Genomic DNA, 23,393 nt, shown 5'->3' with positions numbered 1-23,393 from the left:
ATGGCTGTAATGGATAACATCGCGCTGGTTCAGCGATTCATCAGGTTGCCGCTGTCACAGCGCAGGGCCTTCCTGGAAAAGCTGGCCGGCAAGGGCCTGACCCTGGGGCAGTTGCCGATTCCGGCGGCCCGTGAAGGCCTCGATGTTATCCCGCTGTCCTACGCCCAGCAGCGCCAGTGGTTCCTCTGGCAACTGGAGCCGCACAGCAGTGCCTACCACATCCCCAGTGCCCTGCGCCTGAAAGGCACGCTGGATGTGCCGGCCTTGGCCCGCAGCTTCCAGTGGCTGCTCGGGCGGCACGAGTCGTTGCGCACGCGCTTCGTCGAGACGGCCGAGGGCGTGCGCCAGGTGATCGAGGCGCCGGCATCGGCCTTCGAGCTGCCGCTGCAGCACCTGCCCGCTGATGCCGGCGCCGACACCGAGCAGGCCGTGCGCGACTTCGTCGAGGCCCGTACCCAGGCGCTGTTCGACCTGCAGCAGGGCCCGCTGCTGCGGGTCGACCTGCTGCGCCTGGCCGATGACGACCATGTGCTGGTGATGACCCAGCACCATATCGTCTCCGACGGCTGGTCGATGCAGGTGCTGGTCGAGGAACTGGTACACGCCTATGCGGCCTTCAGCGGCGGTGGTGAACCTACGCTGGCGGCGGCATCGATCCAGTACGCCGACTACGCGATCTGGCAGCAGGCGTGGATGGAGGCGGGGGAGAGCGAGCGCCAGCTGGGCTATTGGGCTGCGCGTCTGGGCGGCGAGCAACCGGTGCTGGAGTTGCCGTTCGATCACTCGCGCCCGCAGCAGCCCAGCCATCGCGGCGAACGACTGGCGGTAACGCTGCCGGGCGAGTTGCAGCGTGGCCTGCGCAGTCTGGCCCAGTCGCAGGGGATGACGCCGTTCATGCTCCTGCTGGCCAGCTTCCAGTTGCTGTTGCACCGCTACAGCGGCCAGCGCGAGATCCGCGTCGGCGTGCCGGTGGCCAACCGTCAGCACCCCGATACCAAGGCGCTGATCGGCTTCTTCATCAACACCCAGGTGCTGGATGTCAGCATCGACCCGCAGAATACCTTCCGTGAACTGCTGCAGCAGGTGCGTACGGCGGTGCTCGGCGCCCAGGCCCACCAGGCGCTGCCGTTCGAGCAACTGGTCGAAGCCCTGGCGCCGGAGCGCAGTGCCGGGGTCAACCCGCTGTTCCAGGTCATGCACAACCACCTTGGCGGCGATGGCGCTTCGGCGCTGAACCTGCCGGGCTTGCACATCGAGGGGCTGGACGTGCGCACGGTCACCGCGCAGTTCGACCTGACCCTGGACACCGCCGAGGCGGGCGAGCAGTTGTCGGCAGCCTTCACCTACGCCACCGACCTGTTCGAGCGGGCCACGGTCGAGCGCATGGCGCGGCACTGGCTGCAACTGCTCGGGCAGATGGTCGCAGCGCCGGATACATCCCTGGTGCAGGTGCCGTTGCTCACTGCGCAGGAGCGCGCGGACATCATCGCCGAGTGGAATCCACGGCCAGCTGAGTATCCGGTGCAGCAGTGCATTCACCAGCGCATCGAGGAGCAGGCGCGCCTGCGCCCCGAGGCCATCGCGGTCACGCTGGATGATCGCCAGCTCAGCTACGGCCAGCTCGAAGCCCAGGCCAACCACCTGGCGCACCGCCTGCTGGCGCAGGGTGTCGGCCCTGAGGTGCGGGTCGGCCTGGTGGCCGAGCGCAGCCTGGAAATGATCGTGGCCATTCTCGCCACGCTCAAGGCCGGTGCAGCCTATGTGCCCATGGACCCCAGCGCGCCGGCCCAGCGCCTGGCCTACATGATGGCCGACAGCGGCATTGCCCTGCTGCTGGTGCAGCCGCACCTGGCGGCACGTGTGCAGGGTGCGCAGGACGTGCGCCAACTGATGCTGGAGCCGCTGTCGCCACAGCCGCTTGCCGACCCCGGCGCGCCGCAGCTGGCCTGCGACCCGCGCCAGCTCGCCTATGTCATCTACACCTCCGGTTCCACCGGCCAGCCCAAGGGCGTGCTGCTGCCCCACGACAACGTCATGCGCCTGTTCGCCGCCACCGAGCGCTGGTTCGACTTCGGTGTCGACGATGTCTGGACGCTGTTCCACTCCTATGCCTTCGACTTCTCGGTGTGGGAGATCTTCGGCGCCCTGATGCATGGTGGGCGACTGGTGATCGTGCCGCACGAGACCTGCCGCAGCACCGAGGATTTCCACGCGCTGCTGCACCGCGAAGGCGTCACGGTACTGAACCAGACCCCTTCGGCGTTCAAGCAACTGATGCAGGTGGCCTGCACGCGCGACGCCGCTGAGCTCGGTGCCCTGCGCCAGGTGATCTTTGGTGGCGAGGCCCTGGAGGTGCAGGCGCTGCGCCCGTGGTACGGGCATTTCGCTGCGCAGGGGCCGCGCCTGGTGAACATGTACGGCATCACCGAAACCACCGTGCATGTCACCTACCGTCCGCTGAGCCCGCGTGATCTCGAAGGGGCAGCCAGCAGCCCGATCGGCGAGCCGATCGACGACCTGTCCTGGTACCTGCTCGACGGCCAGCTGGAGCCGGTCGCGCCGGGATGCATCGGCGAACTGTACGTCGGCGGTGCCGGCCTTGCGCGCGGCTATCACCGCCGCAGCGACCTGAGTGCCCAGCGCTTCGTGCCCGACCTGTTCGGCAATGGCGGGCGCCTGTACCGCACCGGTGACCTGGCGCGCTATCGCAACGACGGGGTGATCGAGTACGTCGGGCGTATCGACCAGCAGGTGAAGATCCGTGGTTTCCGTATCGAGCTGGGCGAGATCGAGGCCCGCTTGCTGCAACTGCCAGGCGTGCGCGAGGCGGTGGTGCTCGCTAGCGACGGCAGTGCCGGTACGCAGTTGGTGGCCTATGTGGTGGCGCAGCAGGGCAGCGGCGAGGTGTCTGCGCTTGTCGAGCGCCTGCGCAGCGGCCTCAAGGCCGACTTGCCGGAGTACATGCTGCCAGCGCATATCCTGTGCCTGGACAGCCTGCCGCTGACCCTCAACGGCAAGCTCGACCGTGCGGCGCTGCCGGCCCCGACCCTGCGCCAGGAGGATTACCAGGCGCCGCGCACGGCGCTGGAGCAGCAGGTGGCGCAAATCTGGCAGCAGGTGCTGGAGGTCGAGCGAGTCGGTCTGCAGGACGATTTCTTTGTATTGGGCGGGCATTCGCTGCTGGCCACCCAGGTGGTGTCGCGCCTGCGTCACGGCCTAGGCCTGCAAGTGGCGCTGCGCACTCTGTTCGAACAGACCACCCTGCAGGCGTTCGTCGCAAGCCTCACGCCAACTGCAGACGCCGCACAGCCTGCGCTGCTGCCAGTACCGCGTGGCGAGCTGGCGCCGCTGTCCTACGCCCAGGAGCGCCAGTGGTTCCTCTGGCAACTCGACCCGAGCAGCAGCGCCTACAACATCCCCAGCGCCTTGCGCCTGCGCGGCGCGCTGAATGTGCCCGCGTTGCAGCGCAGCTTCGACAGCCTGCTGGCGCGTCACGAGTCGCTGCGTACCACGTTCGCCCAGGCGCCGCAGGGTGCACAGCAGCGCATTCACGCCGCCGTACCGCTGGCGCTGCCGATCGAAACGGTCGCCGAGGCCGAATTGGCCGCACGGGTGCAGGCCGAGGTGGCGCAGGTGTTCGATCTGGAGCAGGGGCCGCTGTTGCGTGTGCGCCTGCTGCGTGTGGCGCAGGACGACCATGTGTTGGTCGTCACCCAGCATCACAGCGTCTCCGATGGTTGGTCGATGCAGGTGCTGGTCGAGGAACTGGTGCAATGCTACGCCGCCTTCAGCCAGGGCGAAGCGCCCACGCTGCCGGTATTGCCGCTGCAGTACGCCGACTATGCGATCTGGCAGCGGCAGTGGATGGAGGCCGGCGAGCGCGAGCGTCAGCTCGGCTACTGGACCGAACGCCTTGCCGGCGAGCAGTTCCTGCAACTGCCTACCGATCATCCACGCCCGGCCGAACAGTCGTTCCGTGGCGCGCAGCTTGCGCTGGCGCTGCCGGACAACCTGGCCCAGGGCCTGCAACAGCGGGCGCGTGAGCTGCGGGTGACGCCGTTCATGCTGCTGCTGGCCACGTTCCAGGTGCTGTTGCACCGCTACAGTGGCCAGGGTGATATCCGCGTCGGCGTGCCGGTGGCCAACCGCAACCGCCTGGAGACCGAGCGCCTGATCGGCTTCTTCGTCAACACCCAGGTACTGCGCGCCGAAGTCGAGCCGGGCATGGCCTTCACTCGCCTGCTCGAGCAGGTACGTGATAGCGCCCTGGAAGCCCAGGCCCATCAGGACCTGCCGTTCGAGCAACTGGTCGAGGCCCTGCACCCTGAGCGCAGCCTGAGCCACAGCCCGCTGTTCCAGGTGATGTTCAACCACCAGGGCGAGCGCGCCGCCGAGGCCTCCATGGCCCAAGTGCCGGGCCTGCAGGTCGAGGCGCTGGCGTGGGACAGCCACACCGCGCAGTTCGACCTGACCCTCAATACCTTCGAATCGGGTACGGCCTGGTCGGCGATCTGGACCTACGCCACCGACCTGTTCCTGCCAGAGACCATCGAGCGCTTGTCGCAGCACTGGCTGAACCTGTTGCAGGCGGTCGTTGCAGCGCCGGAGCAGCGCGTCGGCGAGCTGGCGATGCTCGAGGGCAGCGAGCGCGAGCGCATCGAACGCCAGTGGAACGCCAACGGCCTGGACTTCGACCGCAGCCAGTGCATCCATCGCCTGATCGAAGCCCAGGTATGCCGCACGCCACAGGCGTTGGCGGCGATCTGGGGTGATGAGCAGCTGGACTATGCCACCCTCAACGCCCACGCCAACCGCCTGGCCCGCCACTTGGTGAGCCTGGGTGTCGGCCCCGAAGTGCGGGTCGGCGTGGCTTTGCCGCGCAGCATGTCGATGCTGGTGGCGCTGCTGGCAGTGCTCAAGGCCGGTGGCGCCTACGTGCCGCTGGACCCGGACTACCCGGCCGAACGCGTCAGCTACATGCTTGACGACAGCGCAGCCCGCGTGCTGATCAGCGAACGCGCGGTGCTCGATGCACTGGCGGTCGATGGCGCGTTCGCGAGCGTGCTGCTCGATGAGCTGACGCTGGACGGCGACGACAGTGACCTGCCAGCCCGCGCCGTGGCCGATAACCTGGCCTACGTGATCTACACCTCCGGTTCCACTGGCCGCCCGAAAGGCGTGGCCATTGCCCACCGCAACGTCGCCGCACTGGTGGCCTGGTCGCAGCAGGTCTACAGCCAGGCGGACATCCAAGGCGTGCTGGCCAGCACCTCGATCTGCTTCGACCTGTCGGTGTGGGAGCTGTTCGTGACCCTGGCCGGTGGCGGTTTCATCGTGGGGGCGCGCAATGCCCTGGAGCTGCCGGAGCTGGCAGCGCGGGATCGGGTGCGCCTGATCAACAGCGTGCCGTCGGCGGCCAGCGCGCTGCTGCGCGCCGGGCAGATACCGGCGAGCGTGCGCATCGTCAACCTGGCGGGCGAGCCGCTGAAGCAGTCGGTGGTGGAGGCGCTTTACGCGCTGGAGCACATCCAGCACGTCTACGACCTCTACGGCCCTTCGGAAGACACCACCTATTCGACCTGGACCCGCCGCGAAGCGGGTGGCCAGGCCAACATTGGCCGCCCGTTGCACAACACCGCCAGCTACCTGCTGGACGGCGAGCTGCAATCGGTGCCGGTCGGGGCGACGGCGGAGCTGTACCTGGCAGGCGAGGGCATCACCCGCGGCTACCTGCTGCGTCCGGGGCTGACCGCCGAGAAATACCTGCCGGACCCGTTCGCGTCGGACGGCTCGCGGCTGTACCGCACCGGTGACCTGGCGCGCTACCGCGAAGACGGCGTGCTGGAGTACGCCGGACGTGTGGACCATCAGGTGAAGGTGCGCGGCCTGCGTATCGAGTTGGGTGAGATCGAAGCGCGTTTGCAGGCTCATGCCGACGTCCGTGAAGTGGCAGTGATCGCGCATCAGGGCGAGCTGAGCACCCAGCTGGTGGGTTATGTCGTCGCCTCCGCGCTGCACGACAATGCCGAGCCGCTCAAGGCCTGGCTCAAGCAGACCCTGCCCGACTACATGGTGCCCACCCACTGGTTGTTCCTCGAACGTCTGCCGCTGACCCCCAACGGCAAGCTCGACCGCAAGGCGCTGCCCGCGCCGCAGGCAACTGCCCCGGCGCGTCAGGTGGCACCGCGTAGCGTGCTGGAAAAACGTCTGGTGGCGATCTGGGAGGAAGTCCTCAAAGTTTCGCCGATTGGCGTGACCGACAACTTCTTCGAGCTGGGCGGTGATTCGATCATCTCGATCCAGGTGGTCAGCCGGGCGCGTCAGGTGGGCATCCGCTTCACGCCCAAGGCGCTGTTCCAGCACCAGACCGTCCAAGGGCTGGCGACCGTTGCCCAGGAAGGCGAGGGTGCGCAACTGATCGAGCAGGGCCCGTTGACTGGCGAGATGCCGCTGCTGCCGATCCAGCAAGCGTTCTTCGACACCGACATCCCCGAGCGTCACCACTGGAACCAGTCGGTGCTGCTCAAGCCGGCCCAGCCGCTGCATGCGGGTTACCTGGAGCAAGCGTTGCAGGCGTTGGTCGCGCACCACGATGCGCTGCGCCTGAGCTTCACCGAAAGCGATGCTGGCTGGCAGGCGCATTACCGTCCGCTTGGCGAGCAGCCAACCGAGCTGCTCTGGCAACGCACCCTGAACACTGCCGATGAACTGGAAGCCCTGGCCGAATCGGCCCAGCGCAGCTTGTCGCTGGGCGATGGCCCGCTGCTGCGCGCCGTGCTGGCGGACCTGCCGGACGGCAGCCAGCGCCTGTTGCTGGTGATCCACCACCTGGCGGTGGATGGGGTGTCGTGGCGCATCCTGTTCGAAGACCTGCAACTGGCCCTCGAGCAACTGAGCAGCGGCAAACCCCTGGCCCTGCCGGGCAAGACCAGCTCGCAGCGTGACTGGGCTGGCGAACTGCAACGCGCCGCGCAAAGCCCGCGCCTGCAACAGTCGCTGGACTTCTGGCGTGCAACGCTAGAAGGCGCCCACGACAGCCTGCCGTGCCAACGCCCGGACACCGCCAATCGCAACTGCGACGGCGTGACGGTGCACAGCACACTGGATGCCGAGCAGACCCGGCAACTGTTGCAGCAGGCGCCCGCCGCCTACCGCACCCGTATCAACGACCTGTTGCTGACGGCCCTGGCCCGTGTGATCTGCCGCTGGACTGGCCACGACCACGCCCTGGTGCAACTGGAAGGCCATGGCCGCGAAGACCTGTTCGAGCACCTCGACCTGACCCGCAGCGTCGGCTGGTTCACCAGTGTATTCCCGGTGCGCCTGACCCCGGCGGCAGGCCTGGGCGACTCGCTCAAGCAGATCAAGGAGCAACTGCGCGCGATCCCTGATAACGGCCTGGGCTTCGGTGTGCTGCGTCACCTGGGCGACGCCTCGGTGCGCGACGCCCTGCGTGCGCTGCCGACCCCGCGCATCACCTTCAACTACCTCGGCCAGCTCGATGCCAGCTTTGCCGACGAGTCGCCTGCCTGGCTGCCTGCCGGGGAGAACCGTGGCGCCGAGCATTCACCCGAGGCGCCGCTGGACAACTGGCTCAACCTCAACGGCCAGGTGTTCGACGGGCGCTTGCAGATCAGCTGGACCTTCAGCCGCGAGCGCTTCGATATCGCCACGCTGCAGCGTCTGGCCGAGGACTACCAGCGTGAGCTGGTGGCGGTGGTCGGCCATTGCTGCACGGTTGGTGTCGCCGGCGTGACGCCGTCGGATTTCCCCCTGGCCGGGCTGGATCAGGCCCAGCTCGATGCCCTGCCAGTGGCGGCGCAGACGATCCAGGACCTCTACCCACTGTCGCCGATGCAGCAAGGCATGCTGTTCCACAGCCTCTACGAGCAGGCCAGCGGCGACTACATCAACCAGATGCGTGTCGACATCGATGGCCTCGACCCGCAGCGCTTCCATGCCGCCTGGCAGGCCACGGTGCAGGCCCACGACATCCTGCGCACTGCCTTCGTCTGGGAAGGCGATCTGGCCCAGCCGCTGCAGGTGGTTCACCAGCAGGTCGAGGTGCCATTCAGCGTCCATGACCTGCGTGACCTGGACGCGCCAGCCCCGGCCCTCCAGGCCCTGGCCGATGCCCAGCGCCAGCAGGGCTTCGAACTGGCCAGTGCGCCGCTGTTGCGTCTGCTGCTGGTGGACCTGGGCCAAGGCCGTCACCACTTCATCTACACCTATCACCACATCCTGATGGATGGCTGGAGCCACGCGCAGGTGCTGTCCGAAGTGCTGCAGCACTACAACGGCCAGGCACAGGAGGCGCCGCGCGGACGCTACCGCGACTACATCGCCTGGCTGGCTCGCCAGGATCAGCAGGGCAACCAGGACTTCTGGCGCGCGCAACTGGCCGAACTGGACGAGCCGACCCTGTTGGCCCAAGTGTTCCGCGGCGTCACGCCTGCCAGCGATGAGCAGGCCCATGCCCAGCACGACCAGGTGTTCGATGCCCCGCGCAGCGCGCGTCTGGCGGCGTTCGCCCGCGAGCAGAAAGTCACCCTCAATACCGTGCTGCAAGCAGCCTGGGCGTTGCTGTTGCAACGGCATCAGGGGCAGCAGACCGTGTGCTTCGGTGCCACGGTGGCGGGGCGCCCGTCGGAGCTGGCGGGCGTCGAGCAGCAGGTCGGTCTGTTCATCAACACCTTGCCGGTCGCGCTGACCCTGCACGCCCAGCACAGCGTCGCCAGCCTGCTGCAGGGCTTGCAGGCGCAGAACCTGAGTCTGCGCGAGCATGAATACACGCCGCTGTTCGACATCCAGCGCTGGGCCGGGCAGGGTGGTGAAGCCCTGTTCGACAGCCTGCTGGTGTTCGAGAACTATCCGGTGTCGGACGTGCTGCAGGCGCGTGCACCGGATGGCCTGCGCTTCGGTGCCATCGACAACCTCGAACAGACCAACTACCCCTTGACCCTGCTGGTCAACGCCGGCGAGCAACTGAGCCTGCAATACAGCTTCGACCCGCAGTGCTTCACCCCGGTGCAGATCGCTGGGCTGGCGGCGCAACTGGCGCAGATCCTCGACGCCCTGGTCGAAGATGCCGAACGCCCGCTGGGCGAGGTCGACAGCCTGCCGGCGGACCTGCGCCGCCAGGTGCTGCACGACTGGAGCGGCCAGGTCGGCCACGATGTGAGCTGGCTGCCAGTGCACCGTCAGTTCGAGGCCATGGCTCAGGCCCAGCCCCAGGCTATCGCCGCCGTCTATGGCACGGAATCGATCAGCTATGCCGAGCTCAACCTGCGCGCCAATCGCCTGGCCCATGGGCTGATCGCCCGGGGCGTGGGGCCAGACCGCCTGGTGGGGCTGTGCCTGGACCGCGGCCTGGAAATGCTGGTCGCACTGCTGGCCGTGCTCAAGGCCGGTGGCGCCTACGTGCCACTGGACCCGGACTTCCCCGAAGAGCGCCTGGACTACATGATCCAGGACAGCGGCATCGGCCTGCTGCTGACCCAGCCCCACCTGGCCGAACGGCGTACCCTGCCTCAGGGCGTACAGCAGATGCTGCTGGCAGCGGAGTCGGATGCGCTGGACGCGCTGGCGGCACATGACCCGCAGGTAGCGGTGGCTGACGACCACCTGGCCTACGTGATCTACACCTCCGGCTCCACCGGACGGCCCAAGGGGGTGATGGTCCCGCACCGGGGGCTTGGCAACTTCCTCGACAGCATGGCGGCTGCGCCAGGGTTGCAGGCGCAAGACCGGGTGCTGTCGCTGACCACCTTCTCGTTCGATATCTTCGGCCTGGAAATCTTCCTGCCGCTGGTGCGCGGCGCACGTGTGGTGCTGGTGGATCGCCAGGCTGCACGCGATCCCGAGCAACTGCTGGAGGTGGTGCGCGAGCAGGCCGTGAACGTGGTGCAGGCCACGCCGTCGACCTGGCGCATGCTGCTCGACAACCCGCAGGCCGAGCTGCTGCGTGGTTGCCGCATGCTCTGCGGGGGCGAGGCGCTGGCACCGGAACTGAGCCTGCGCATGCTCGCCCTGGGGGGCGAAGTGTGGAACCTGTATGGCCCCACCGAGACCACCATCTGGTCGGCACGGCGACGCCTGGATGCCACACAGCCGGCACCGCTGCTGGGCGAGGCCATCGGCAATACCACCTTGTTCGTCGTCGGCCCCGACCTGCAACCGGTGGCGCCGGGCGTGGCCGGTGAGCTGCTGATCGGTGGCGAGGGCCTGGCCCGCGGCTACCACGGCCGCGCGGCACTGAGCGCCGAGCGCTTCGTGCCACATCCGTTCGCCGACGATGGCTCGCGGCTGTACCGCACGGGCGACCTGGTGCGCCACCTGGCCGATGGCACCCTGGAGTACCTCGCACGCCTGGATCATCAGGTGAAGATTCGCGGCTTCCGCATCGAGCTGGGCGAGATCCAGGCCCTGATGCAGGACCATCCGCAGGTCCGCGAGGCCGTGGTGATCGCTCGCGACGGCGCGGGCGGCGCACAGCTGGTGGGCTACGTGGTGCCACTGGAGGCAGCGGAGGCGGGCAGCGATGGCCTGCGCGAGGCGCTGCGCCAGAGCCTGGCCGAGCGGCTGCCGGCCTACATGGTGCCGGCGCATATCCAGGTGCTTGAACGCATGCCGTTGACCCCCAACGGCAAGCTCGACCGCAAGGCCTTGCCGGCCGTCGACGCCAGCGCTTCACGCCAGGTCTACCAGGCGCCACGTACCGACCTGGAACGCCAGGTCGCCGAGGTCTGGCAGCAGGTGCTGCAACTGGAGCAGGTCGGGGTGCACGACCACTTCTTCGAGTTGGGCGGGCATTCGTTGCTGGCTGTCAGCGTGGTCTCGCGCCTGCAACTGGCGCTGGGTCTGAAGCTGTCGCCGCAACTGGTATTCCAGGCGCCGGTGCTGGAGCAGTTCGCCGAGGCGCTGGGCCAGGCAGGTGGACAAGTGGTCGATGAATCGAAATTGAGCAAGCTCGAATGGCTGCTTGACGAAATGGAGGAAGTTTGATGGAAACCCAAGCAGCCCTGAGAATTGCGCAGCGCTTCATTACCCTGCCGCTGGAAAAGCGCCGCCTGTACCTGGAGAAGATGCTGGCGGAGGGGGTGTCCCCGGCCAACCTGCCGATCCCGCAGGTGCAGTCGGCTTTCGAGACGCTGCCGGTGTCCTACGCTCAGGAGCGTCAATGGTTCCTCTGGCAGATGGACCCTGGCAGCACCGCCTATAACCTGGCGACCGTGCTGCGTCTGCGCGGCCACCTGGACATCGACGCCCTGCAGCGCAGCCTCGACTGGCTGGAGCAGCGCCATGAAAGCCTGCGCACCCGCTTTGCCGAGCAGGACGGGCGCCTGAGCCAGCGTATCCTGCCGCCCGCAGGGCTACCCCTGGCGCACGAGCAACTGGTTGCCGGCACCCCGGGCGATGCGGCGCTGGATGCCTGCATCAAGGCCCGGGTCGAAGCCCTGACCCAGCAGGTGTTCGACCTGTTCGACGGCGCGCTGGTGCGTGCCAGCCTGCTGAAGGTGGGTGAGCACGACCATGTGCTGGCCATCGTCCAGCACCACATCATCGCCGACGGCGCCTCGATCCAGATCATGATCGGCGAACTGGTGCGGGCCTATGGTGCATTCAGCCAGGGGCAGGCCCCCGTGGCAGCGGCGCTGCCGATCCAGTACGCCGACTATGCGATCTGGCAGCGGCACTGGATGGAAGCCGGCGAGCGCGAGCGCCAGTTGCACTACTGGCGTGAGCAACTGGGCGGCGAGCAGCCGCTGCTGGCGCTGCCGGGCGACCGTCCGCGCCCGGCGGTGCAGAGCCTGCGTGGCGAGCGCCTGGAGGTGAGCCTCGATGCCGACCTCAGCCGTCAACTGCGCAGCCTGGCCCAGGGGCAGGGCGCGACCCTGTTCATGCTGTTGCTGGCCAGCTTCCAACTGTTCCTGCACCGCTACAGCGGTCAGCACGACATCCGTGTCGGGGTGCCGGTGGCCAACCGCAACCGCCCGGAAACCGAGGGGTTGCTCGGCTTCTTCGTCAACACCCAGGTGCTGCGCGCCGAGATCGATGGGCAGCAGCCGTTCCGCGCCTTCCTCGAGCAGGTCAAGCACACCGCGTTGCGCGCCCAGGAGCATCAGGACCTGCCGTTCGAGCAACTGGTCGAAGCCCTGCAACCGCAACGCAGCCTCAGCCATGCGCCGCTGTTCCAGGTCATGTTCAACCACCAGCGCAGTGCCCCGGCGCGCGGCCAGGCCCAGGCTGCACCGGGCAGTGACCTGCGCGTCGAAGGGGTGGCCTGGGACAACCCCACCGCGCAGTTCGACCTGACCCTGGAAACCCATGAGTCCGACGACGCGCTGATCGCCGCCTTCACCTATGCCACCGACCTGTTCGAGCGCGACACCGTGCAGCGCCTGGTCGCTCACTGGCAAACGCTGCTCGCGGCCATCGTCGCCGAGCCTGACCAGCGTTGCGCCGAGCTGGTGCTGATGAGCGCCGCCGAAACCGAGCAGGTGCGCCTGCGTGCCCAGGGGCCGCAGGTGGCGCATGCCGATGCTCGCCCGGTGCACCTGCAAGTGCAGGCCCAGGCCGAGCGCACGCCGCAGGCCGTCGCCGTGGTCTGCGCCGGGCAGCAGTGCAGTTATGCCGAGCTCGACGCGCGGTCCAACCGCCTGGCACGTGAGCTGATCGCCCGTGGCGTCGGCCCCGAGGTGCGCGTGGGCATCGCTGCCGAACGCAGCCTGGAGCTGGTGGTGGCGCTGTTGGCCGTGCTCAAGGCCGGTGGGGCCTATGTGCCGTTCGACCCGGCCTATCCTGCCGAGCGCCTGGCCTACATGTTCGACGACAGCGGCATCGGCCTGCTGCTCGCCCAGCCAGCCCTGCTGGCGCAACTGCCGCTGCCGCAGGGCCTGGACGTGCTGGCGCTCGAGCCTGCGAGCGCGGTGCAGGATGGGGATTTCATCGCGCCGCAGGTTGCGGTGGATGGCGAGCACCTGGCCTACCTGATCTACACCTCCGGCTCCACCGGCCAGCCCAAGGGCGTGGCGGTGCGGCATGCCGGCCTTGGCAACCACATGGCATGGATGCGCGAGTGCTTGCCGCTGACGGCCGAGGACCGCGTGCTGCAGAAGACCGCGATCAGCTTCGATGCGTCGGTGTGGGAGTTCTGGTTGCCGCTGATCTGCGGCGCGCGCCTGGTACTGGCGGCGCCGGGGCAGGACGAGTCGCTGGCGCAACTGTGGGAGCAGGTTCAGGCGCACGGCATCACCGTGCTGCAATCGGCGCCGTCGCTGTTGCAGGCGATGCTGCCGCAGGCGCGCCCTGAGCAATTGGCCAGCCTGCGCACCGTGCTGTGCGGCGGCGAGGCCCTGAGTGCGCAGTTGTGTGCACAGCTGCGCGAGCGCTGGCAAGGGCGCCTGGTCAACCTCTATGGCCCGACCGAGGCGACCATCGACAGCACCGCGTGCGAAGTCCCGGCCGTGCTGGCAGGGGCGGTAGTGCCGCTGGGCATGCCGATCGACAATGCCAGCGCCTACGTGCTGGGCGAGGCGTTGCAGGTGTGTCCGGCGGGCGCTGCCGGTGAGCTGTGCATCGGTGGCGAAGGCCTGGCGCGCGGTTACCACCAGCGCCCGGCGCTGACCGCCGAGCGTTTCGTGCCCGATCCGTTCTCCAGCCGACCCGGCGCGCGCCTGTACCGCAGTGGCGACCTGGTGCGCCAGGCCGACGGCGGGGTGATCGACTACCTCGGGCGCATCGACCATCAGGTGAAAATCCGCGGCCTGCGCATCGAGCTGGGCGAGATCGAGGCGCGCCTAGTCGCGCTGCCGGGTGTCCGACAGGCGCTGGTGCTGGCGCGTGAGCAGCAGTTGCTGGCCTACGTGGTGCCCGAACCGGGCCAGGACGAGCCATTGGCGGTGGCCTTGCGCGAGGCGCTGCAAGGGCTGCTGCCTGCCTACATGGTGCCCAACCATCTGTTGCTGCTGGACGCGTTCCCGCTGACCAGCAACGGCAAGCTCGACCGCAAGGCGTTGCCGCTGCCTGAAGCCAACGCGGGCAGCGAGCAGGTCGCACCGGCCAACGACCTGGAACTGCGCCTGCACGCGCTGTGGCAGGACGTGCTCAAGTGCCAGGCGCTGGGTGTGACCGACAACTTCTTCGAACTGGGCGGCGACTCGATCGTCTCCATCCAGCTGGTCAGCCGCGCGCGCCAGGCGGGTATTCGCTTCACCCCCAAACAATTGTTCCAGCACCAGACCATCCGCGCCCTGGCCCAGGTCGCCGAGCTGGGCGGGCAGGGGCTGGTCATCGACCAGGGCCCGGTGCACGGCAGCCTGCCGCTGCTGCCGGCCCAGCAGGCGTTTTTCGCCGCGTTGCCTGAAGAACCTGCGCGCTGGAACCAGTCGGTCTGGCTCAAGCCCGCCCGCGCCTTGTCGGCCGAGACGCTCACCGCAGCCCTGAGCCAACTGGTGAACCACCACGATGCCCTGCGCCTGTCGTTCGGCGCCCAGGGCGCCTACTTCCGAACCCCAGAGGCGATGCAGGCGCTCTACCAGCAGTCGGCCTTGCTGTGGCAGGCCGAGGTCGAGGACGAGGCTGCGCTGGAGGCCCTGGCCGACCGAGCCCAGGGCAGCCTGGCGCTGGAGGACGGTTCGCTGCTGCGCGCGGTGCTGGCGCAGCTCGCCGACGGTAGCCAACGTCTGCTGCTGGTCATCCACCACCTGGTGGTCGATGGTATTTCCTGGCGCATCCTGTTCGATGACCTGCAACAGTCGCTGACGCAACTGGACGCTGGCCAGCCGTGCGTGCTGCCGGCCAAGACCAGCTCGCTCAAGGCCTGGGCCGAGCGCCTGGCGGCTGCGGCCGAGGGCGATATGCGCGGGCAGATGGCCTATTGGCAGACGGCACTGGCCGGCGCACCGCGCGACTTGCCGGTAAACGACCCGCAGGGCTCGCTGGCCAACGCCCTGGCCCACACCGTGCACACCCGGCTGGATGCCGAGACCACCCGGCGCCTGCTGCAAGAGGCACCGGCGGCCTATCGCACCCAGGTCAACGACCTGCTGCTGACCGCCCTGGCACGGGTCGTGGCGCCCTGGTGCGGTAGCGACAGTGCCTTGGTACAGCTTGAAGGCCATGGCCGCGAGGAGCTGTTCGACGACATCGACCTGACCCGTACCGTTGGCTGGTTCACCAGCCTGTTCCCGGTGCGCCTGGACCACTGCGCCGACCTGGGCAGCGCGATCAAGCGCGTCAAGGAGCAACTGCGCGCAGTGCCCGACAAGGGCTTGGGCTTCGGCGTGCTGCGTTACCTTGGCAGCGCCGATGATCGTGCGGCATTGCAGGCGCTGCCGCAGCCGCGTATCACCTTCAACTACCTTGGCCAGTTCGACGCCAGCTTCGACCCGCAACAGGCATTGCTGCGCCCCAGTGGCGAGGCCCGTGGCCGCGAGCAGGGCGATGCTGCGCAACTGGGCAACTGGCTGACCCTCAATGGCCAGGTGTACGACGGCCAGTTGAGCCTGAGCTGGACCTTCAGTCCGCAGATGCTCGAAGTCGCCACTGTGCAAGGCCTGGCCGATGCCTACCGCGAGGCACTCAGCGCCCTGGTCGAGCACTGCACCGAGGCCGGCCACGCCGGGCTGACCCCGTCCGATGTGCCGCTGGCCGAGCTGGACCAGGCCGGCCTGGATGCGCTGCAACTGGACGCCAGCACCGTCGAGGACATCTACCCGTTGTCGCCGATGCAGCACGGCATGTTGTTCCACTCGCTCTACGACCAGGCGGGCGGTGACTACATCAACCAGATGCGCGCCGATGTACAGGGCTTGGATGTGGCGCGCTTCCGGGCCGCCTGGCAGGCCACCATCGAGGCCCACGCGATCCTGCGCACCGGCTTGCGCTGGCAGGGCGAGCTGACCCGGCCGCTGCAGGTGGTGCAGCGTCAGGTGCAGGTGCCGTTCACCGAGGTGCGCTGGGATGGTCAGGTGCCGGACGGTGCACGGCTCGATGCCTTGGCACGCGAAGCCCGTGAGCAAGGTTTCGACCTGGAGCAGGCGCCGTTGCTGCGTCTGTTGCTGGTGGGCAACGGTGCCAACAGCCATCACCTGATCTTCACCAGCCATCACATCCTGATGGACGGCTGGAGCACCGCGCAATTGCTGGGCGAGGTGCTGCAGCGCTATGCCGGCCAGGCCATCGCGGCGCCGTCCGGGCACTACCGCGACTACATCGGCTGGCTGCAGCGGCAGCCGGCGCAGGCCCGCGAGGCGTTCTGGCGCCAGCAACTGGACGGTCTGCAGGCCCCGACCTGGCTGTCGCGTGCCTTGCCTGCGCCGCAGCCTGGCGGGCAGGGCGGTTATGCCGATCATCATGCCGGCCTCGATGCCCAGGCCATGACGCGCCTCGGCGTGCTGGCGCGCCAGCACAAGGTGACCGTCAACACGCTGGTGCAGGCCGCCTGGCTGTTGCTGTTGCAGCGCTATACCGGGCAGCGCAGCGTGTGCTTCGGCGCCACCGTGGCGGGTCGCCCGGCCGAGCTCAAGGGCATCGAGCAGCAGATCGGTCTGTTCATCAATACCCTGCCGGTGATCGCCGCGCCCGATCCACAGGAAACGCTGGCGCAGTGGTTGCAGACGGTCCAGGGCGTCAACCTGGCCCTGCGCGAGCACGAGCACACACCGTTGTTCGAAATCCAGCGGTGGGCCGAGCAGGGTAGCCAGGGCCTGTTCGACACCTTGTTGGTGTTCGAGAACTACCCCATCGCCGAGGCCCTGGAGCAGGGCGGCGACCAGAGCCTGCGCTTCAGCGCGGTACGTGCCCACGAGCAAAGCAACTACCCGCTGACCCTGGCGGTGGCCGCCGGGCGGGAGTTGACGCTGCATTTCAACTACGACCGCACACAGTTGCGCGACAGCGCCGTCGAGGGCGTGGCGCGTCACCTGCTGCACCTGCTGGAGCAGTTCTGTGCCGACGCTCAGGCACCGTTGCACCAGTTGACCTTGCTGGAGGGCCGTGAACGGACCCGTATCGAACGGCAGTGGAACGCCACTGGCCTGGACTTCGACCGCAGCCAGTGCATCCATCACCTGATCGAAGCCCAGGTACGTCGCACGCCGCAGGCGTTGGCCGTGATCTGGGGCGACGAACAGCTGGACTACGCCACCCTCAACGCCCGCGCCAACCGCCTGGCCCGCCACCTGGTGAGCCTGGGTGTCGCCCCCGAAATGCGGGTCGGCGTGGCCTTGCCGCGCGGCATGTCGATGTTGGTAGCGCTGCTGGCGGTGCTCAAGGCCGGTGGTGCTTATGTGCCGCTGGACCCGGACTATCCGGCCGAGCGCGTCAGTTACATGCTCGACGACAGCGCTGCCCGCATACTGATCAGCGAACGCGCGGTGCTCGATGCACTGGCGGTCGATGGCGCGTTCGCGAGCGTGCTGCTCGATGAGCTGAATCTGGACGGCGACGACAGTGACCTGCCAGCCCGCGCCGTGGCCGACAATCTGGCCTACGTGATCTACACCTCCGGTTCCACTGGCCGCCCGAAAGGCGTGGCCATTGCTCATCGCAACGTCGCCGCACTGGTGGCCTGGTCGCAGCAGGTCTACAGCCAGGCGGATATCCAAGGCGTGCTGGCCAGCACCTCGATCTGCTTCGACCTGTCGGTGTGGGAGCTGTTCGTGACCCTGGCCGGTGGGGGTTTCATCGTGGGGGCGCGCAATGCCCTGGAGCTGCCGGAGCTGGAAGCCCGGGATCGGGTGCGTCTGATCAACAGCGTGCCGTCGGCAGCCAGCGCCTTGCTGCGCGCCGGGCAGATGCCAGCGAGCGTACGCATCGTCAACCTGGCGGGCGAGCCGCTGAAGCAGTCGGTGGTGGAGGCGCTCTACGCGCTGGAGCACATCCAGCACGTCTACGACCTCTACGGCCCTTCGGAAGACACCACCTATTCGACCTGGACCCGCCGCGAAGCGGGCGGGCAGGCCAACATTGGCCGCCCGTTGCACAACACCGCCAGCTACCTGCTGGACGACGAACTGCAATCGGTGCCGGTCGGGGCGACGGCGGAGCTGTACCTGGCAGGCGAGGGCATCACCCGCGGCTACCTGCTGCGTCCGGGGCTGACCGCCGAGAAATACCTGCCGGACCCGTTCGCGTCGGACGGCTCGCGGCTGTACCGCACCGGCGACCTGGCGCGCTACCGCGAAGACGGTGTGCTGGAGTACGCCGGGCGTGTGGACCATCAGGTGAAGGTACGCGGCCTGCGTATCGAGCTGGGTGAGATCGAAGCGCGCCTGCAGGCTCATGCGCACGTCCGTGAAGTGGCAGTGATCGCGCATCAGGGCGAGCTGAGCACCCAGCTGGTGGGTTATGTCGTCGCTCCCGCGCTGCACGACAATGCCGAGCCGCTCAAGGCCTGGCTCAAGCAGACCCTGCCCGACTACATGGTGCCCACCCACTGGTTGTTCCTCGAACGTCTGCCGCTGACCCCCAACGGCAAGCTTGACCGCAAGGCGCTGACCGCGCCGCAGGCAACTGCCCCGACGCGCCAGGTAGCGCCGCGCAGCGTGCTGGAAAAACGCCTGGTGGCGATCTGGGAAGAGGTGCTGAAGGTTTCGCCGATTGGTGTGACCGACAACTTCTTCGAGCTGGGCGGTGATTCGATCATCTCGATCCAGGTGGTCAGCCGGGCGCGGCAAGTGGGTATTCGCTTCACGCCCAAGGCGCTGTTCCAGCACCAGACCGTCCAAGGGCTGGCGACCGTGGCCCAGGAAGGCGAGGGTGCGCAACTGATCGAGCAGGGCCCTTTGACTGGCGAGATGCCGCTGCTGCCGATCCAGCAAGCGTTCTTCGACACCGATATCCCCGAGCGTCATCACTGGAACCAGTCGGTGTTGCTCAAGCCGGCCCAGCCGCTGCACGCGGGTTACCTGGAGCAAGCGTTGCAGGCACTGGTTGCACACCACGATGCGCTGCGCCTGAGCTTCACCGAAAGCGAGACCGGCTGGCAGGCGCATTACCGTCCGCTTGGCGAGCAGCCGACTGATCTGTTGTGGCAGCGCACACTCAACGCTGCCGACGAACTGGAAGCCCTGGCCGAATCGGCCCAGCGCAGTCTGTCGCTGGGCGATGGCCCGCTGCTGCGCGCTGTGCTGGCCGATCTGCCGGACGGCAGCCAGCGCCTGTTGCTGGTGATCCATCACCTGGCGGTGGATGGCGTGTCGTGGCGCATCCTGTTCGAAGACCTGCAACTGGCCTTCGAGCAACTGAGCAGCGGCAAGCCCCTGGCCCTGCCGGGCAAGACCAGCTCGCAGCGCGACTGGGTCGAGCAACTGCGCCAGCACGCCAGCACGAATGCGCTGGAACAACTGGAGTACTGGCAGGCCCAGGGCCGCGAACTGAGCGCCGAATTGCCCTGGGACCGTGCCGATGGCGGCCAGCGCAATCGCGACGGCAGCACGCTCTACTCGCGACTGGACAAGCAGCAGACCCGCCGCTTGCTGCAGGATGCACCGGCCGCCTATCGCACCCAGGTCAATGACCTGCTGCTGACCGCCCTGGCCCAGGTCGTCTGCGCCTGGACCGGCCAGGCCCATGCGCTGGTGCAGCTGGAAGGCCATGGCCGCGAAGACCTGTTCGAGCACCTCGACCTGACCCGCAGCGTCGGCTGGTTCACCAGTGTGTTCCCACTGCGCCTGACCCCGGCGGCAGGCCTGGGCGACTCGCTCAAGCAGATCAAGGAGCAATTGCGCGCGGTCCCTGACAAAGGCCTGGGCTTTGGCGTGCTGTCGCAGCTTGCCGCGCCGCAGGTGCGCGAGCGATTGGCCGGCCTGCCGACCCCGTCGATCACCTTCAACTACCTGGGCCAGTTCGATGCCAGTTTCGCCAGCGGCGAGGCGGCGTTCTGGCTGCCCTGCGACGAGGCCCGTGGCGCCGAGCAACACCCCGACGCGCCCTTGGCCAACGCGCTGAGCGTCAATGGCCAGGTGTTCGATGGCGAGTTGAGCCTGGGCTGGACCTTCAGCGACGCACGTTTCGACAACCACACCATCCAGGCCCTGGCCGATGCCTATACCCAGGCGTTGCTGGCCTTGATCGAGCACTGCTGCCAACCGCAGGCTGGCGGCCTGACCCCTTCGGACGTGCCACTGGCCCGCTTGTCCCAGGCCCAGTTGGACGCCTTGCCACTGGCGGCTTCCAGTGTCCAGGACCTCTACCCGCTGTCGCCGATGCAACAGGGCATGTTGTTCCACAGCCTCTACGAGCAGGCAAGCGGCGACTACGTCAACCAGATGCGCGTGGACATCGAGGGGCTGGAGCCCACGCGTTTCCGCGATGCCTGGCAGGCCACGCTGCTCAGCCATGACATCCTGCGTACCGGTTTCCTCTGGCAAGGTGGGCTGAGCCAGCCGCTGCAGGTGGTGGCACGCCAGGTCGAAGTGCCGTTCGCGCTGCACGACTGGCAGGGCCGCGCCGACCAGGCTGGCGCACTGGACGCGCTGGCATTGGCCGAGCGTGCCCAGGGCTTCGACCTGGAGCAGGCGCCGCTGCTGCGGGTGCAACTGATCGCCACGGCGCCGGGCCGTCATCACCTGTTGTTGACCCACCATCACATCCTGATGGATGGCTGGAGCCATTCGCAGCTGCTCGGCGAAGTCCTGGCGCGCTACGCCGGTGAGGCGGTCGCCGCGCCGATCGGGCGCTACCGCGACTACATCGCCTGGTTGCAGGTGCAGGACGCCGAGGCGTGCGAGGCGTTCTGGCGCCAGCAACTGGCCGAGCTCGACGAGCCGACCCACCTGGCCCGTGCCATCCGCCAGGAGCCCCGAGCGGCCAGCGCCGCCCATGGCGACTACCGCATCGCCGTGGACGAGGCCGTCACTGCGCGCCTGGCGAACTTTGCCCGTGAGCAGAAAGTCACCCTCAACACCCTGGTACAGGCGGCCTGGCTGTTGCTGCTGCAGCGCTACACCGGCCAGGCGAGCGTGTGCTTCGGCGCGACGGTGGCCGGGCGTCCGGCGGAGTTGCCGGGTATGGAGCAGCAGATGGGGCTGTTCATCAACACCTTGCCAGTGGTCGCCACGCCGACGCCGCAACAGACCGTGGCCGACTGGCTGCAGGCCGTGCAGGCGCGCAACCTGGCGCTGCGCGAGTTCGAGCATGCGCCGTTGTACGAGATCCAGCGCCTGGCCGGGCAGGGCGGTGGCGCCCTGTTCGACACGCTGCTGGTGTTCGAGAACTTCCCGGTCTCTGAAGTGCTGGAGCAGGCGGCGCCCGAGGCGCTGCGCTTTGACGCGGTGAGCAACCACGAGCAGACCAGCTACCCGCTGACCCTGGCGGTCAACCAGGGGGCAAGCCTGCTGCTGCACTACAGCTACGACGGCGACAGCTTCGAGGCGGCGACCATCGAGCGCCTGGCCGTGCACCTGGGCCTGCTGCTGGAAGGCCTGGCCGTGTCGGCCACACGGGCCTTGGGCGAGGTGTCGATGCTCGACGCCCATGAGCGTGCCTTGCCGTTGGAGGTGTGGAACGCCACCGCTGTCGAGTACCCGCTGGAGCACAGCGTCCAGGCGCTGATCCAGCGTCAGGTCGAGGCCACGCCGGACGCCACGGCGCTGGTGTTCGGCGAGCGTCAGCTCAGCTACCGCCAGCTCGATGCCCTGGCCAACCAGTGGGCGCACCGCCTGCACGCGGCGGGCGTGGGCCCGGATGTGCTGGTGGGTGTGGCGGCCGAGCGCAGCGTGGAAATGGTCGTGGCGCTGCTGGCCGTGATCAAGGCTGGTGGCGCCTACGTGCCGCTGGACCCGGAATACCCTCGCGAGCGCCTGGCCTACATGATCGAGGACAGCGGCATCGGACTGCTGCTGACCCAGTCGCACCTGCGCGAGCAGTTGCCGCTGCCGCAGGGCCTGGAGTGCCTGCTGCTCGACCAGCCGCTGAGCGGTTATGCCGAGCACGCGCCGGAGATCGAGGTCACTGGCGAGAACCTGGCCTACGTGATCTACACCTCCGGCTCCACCGGCAAGCCCAAGGGCGCGGGCAACCGCCACCGGGCGCTGACCAACCGCTTGTGCTGGATGCAACAGGCCTATGGCCTGACTGCTGGGGACCGCGTGTTGCAGAAAACCCCGTTCAGCTTCGACGTGTCGGTGTGGGAGTTCTTCTGGCCACTGATGACCGGCGCTTGCCTGGTGGTCGCCGCGCCAGGGCTGCACCGCGACCCGGCGCAACTGATAGAGCTGATTCGCCGCGAGCGCATCACCACGCTGCACTTCGTGCCGTCGATGCTGCAGGCCTTCGTTGCCGACCCGGCGGTGGCGGGCTGCGACAGCCTGACCCGTATCGTTTGCAGCGGCGAGGCGCTGCCGGTGGATGCCCAGCGCCAGGTGTTCGACAAGCTGCCGAATGCCGGGCTGTACAACCTGTATGGCCCGACCGAAGCGGCCATCGACGTGACCCACTGGACCTGCCGCGAAGAAGGCCGCGACAGCGTGCCGATCGGCGAGCCCATCGCCAACCTGCAGACCTATGTGCTGGACGCTGGCCTAGGCCCGGTGGCGGTGGGTGTGGTGGGCGAGCTGTACCTGGGCGGCACCGGCCTGGCGCGCGGTTATCACCGCCGCCCTGGGCTGACCGCCGAACGCTTCGTCGCCAGCCCCTTCGGTGACGGCGAGCGGCTGTACCGCACCGGCGACCTGGCGCGCTACCGTGCCGACGGTGTGATCGAGTACATGGGGCGTATCGACCATCAGGTGAAGATTCGCGGGCTGCGCATCGAGCTGGGCGAGATCGAAGCACGGCTGATGGAGCAGGACGAAGTGCGCGAAGCCGTGGTGCTGGCGGTGCCGGGTGCCGGTGGCCTGCAACTGGCCGGTTATCTGGTGCCGAGCACGCCAGTGGCGGACGACGCGGCGGCCGAAGCCTTGCGCGCCACCTTGCGCGAGCGCCTCGGTGCGGTGCTGCCGGACTACATGGTGCCGGTACACCTGCTGCTGCTCGAGCAACTGCCGCTGAGCCCCAACGGCAAGCTGGAACGTCGTGCGTTGCCGTCTCCGGAGCTGGCCCAGGCCCGCTACGTGGCACCGCGCAGCGAGCGCGAACAACAACTGGCGCAGATCTGGAAGGACGTGCTGCAAGTACCGCAGGTGGGTCTGGACGATGACTTCTTCGCCCTCGGTGGACATTCGCTGCTGGCGACCCAGGTGATCGTGCGGATTCGCGAGCACCTGGGCATCGAGGTCCCGCTCAAGACCCTGTTCAACGCGCGGCACCTGGGCGAGTTCAGTGCTTCGGTGCAAGCACTGGATGTGGGCAACGATCCTTTGATGGATGAACTGGCTAAATCCTTGGAGGCCCTGGAACGTTTAACAGGAGATGAGCTTGAGAAGCTAATTTCTGAGTGAAGGGGAACC

At 67.9% G+C, this 23,393-nt stretch carries 2 protein-coding genes; both read left to right on the top strand.

Translation table 11 applies throughout. The features are described from left to right. Positions 1-11,004, top strand: coding sequence for a non-ribosomal peptide synthetase (locus IAE40_RS15625; protein ID WP_200603496.1), 11,004 nt, complete (start codon positions 1-3; stop codon positions 11,002-11,004). After that, complete coding sequence (locus IAE40_RS15620) at positions 11,004-23,384, top strand: non-ribosomal peptide synthase/polyketide synthase (protein WP_200603495.1); 12,381 nt, start codon at positions 11,004-11,006, stop codon at positions 23,382-23,384. The genes IAE40_RS15625 and IAE40_RS15620 overlap by 1 nt, the downstream gene beginning before the upstream one ends. Positions 23,385-23,393 lie beyond the last annotated feature (9 nt).

Source organism: Pseudomonas sp. S44, from assembly GCF_016624805.1.
Lineage (GTDB): Bacteria > Pseudomonadota > Gammaproteobacteria > Pseudomonadales > Pseudomonadaceae > Aquipseudomonas > Aquipseudomonas machongensis.
This window is presented reverse-complemented; position numbering and strand designations above follow the sequence as displayed.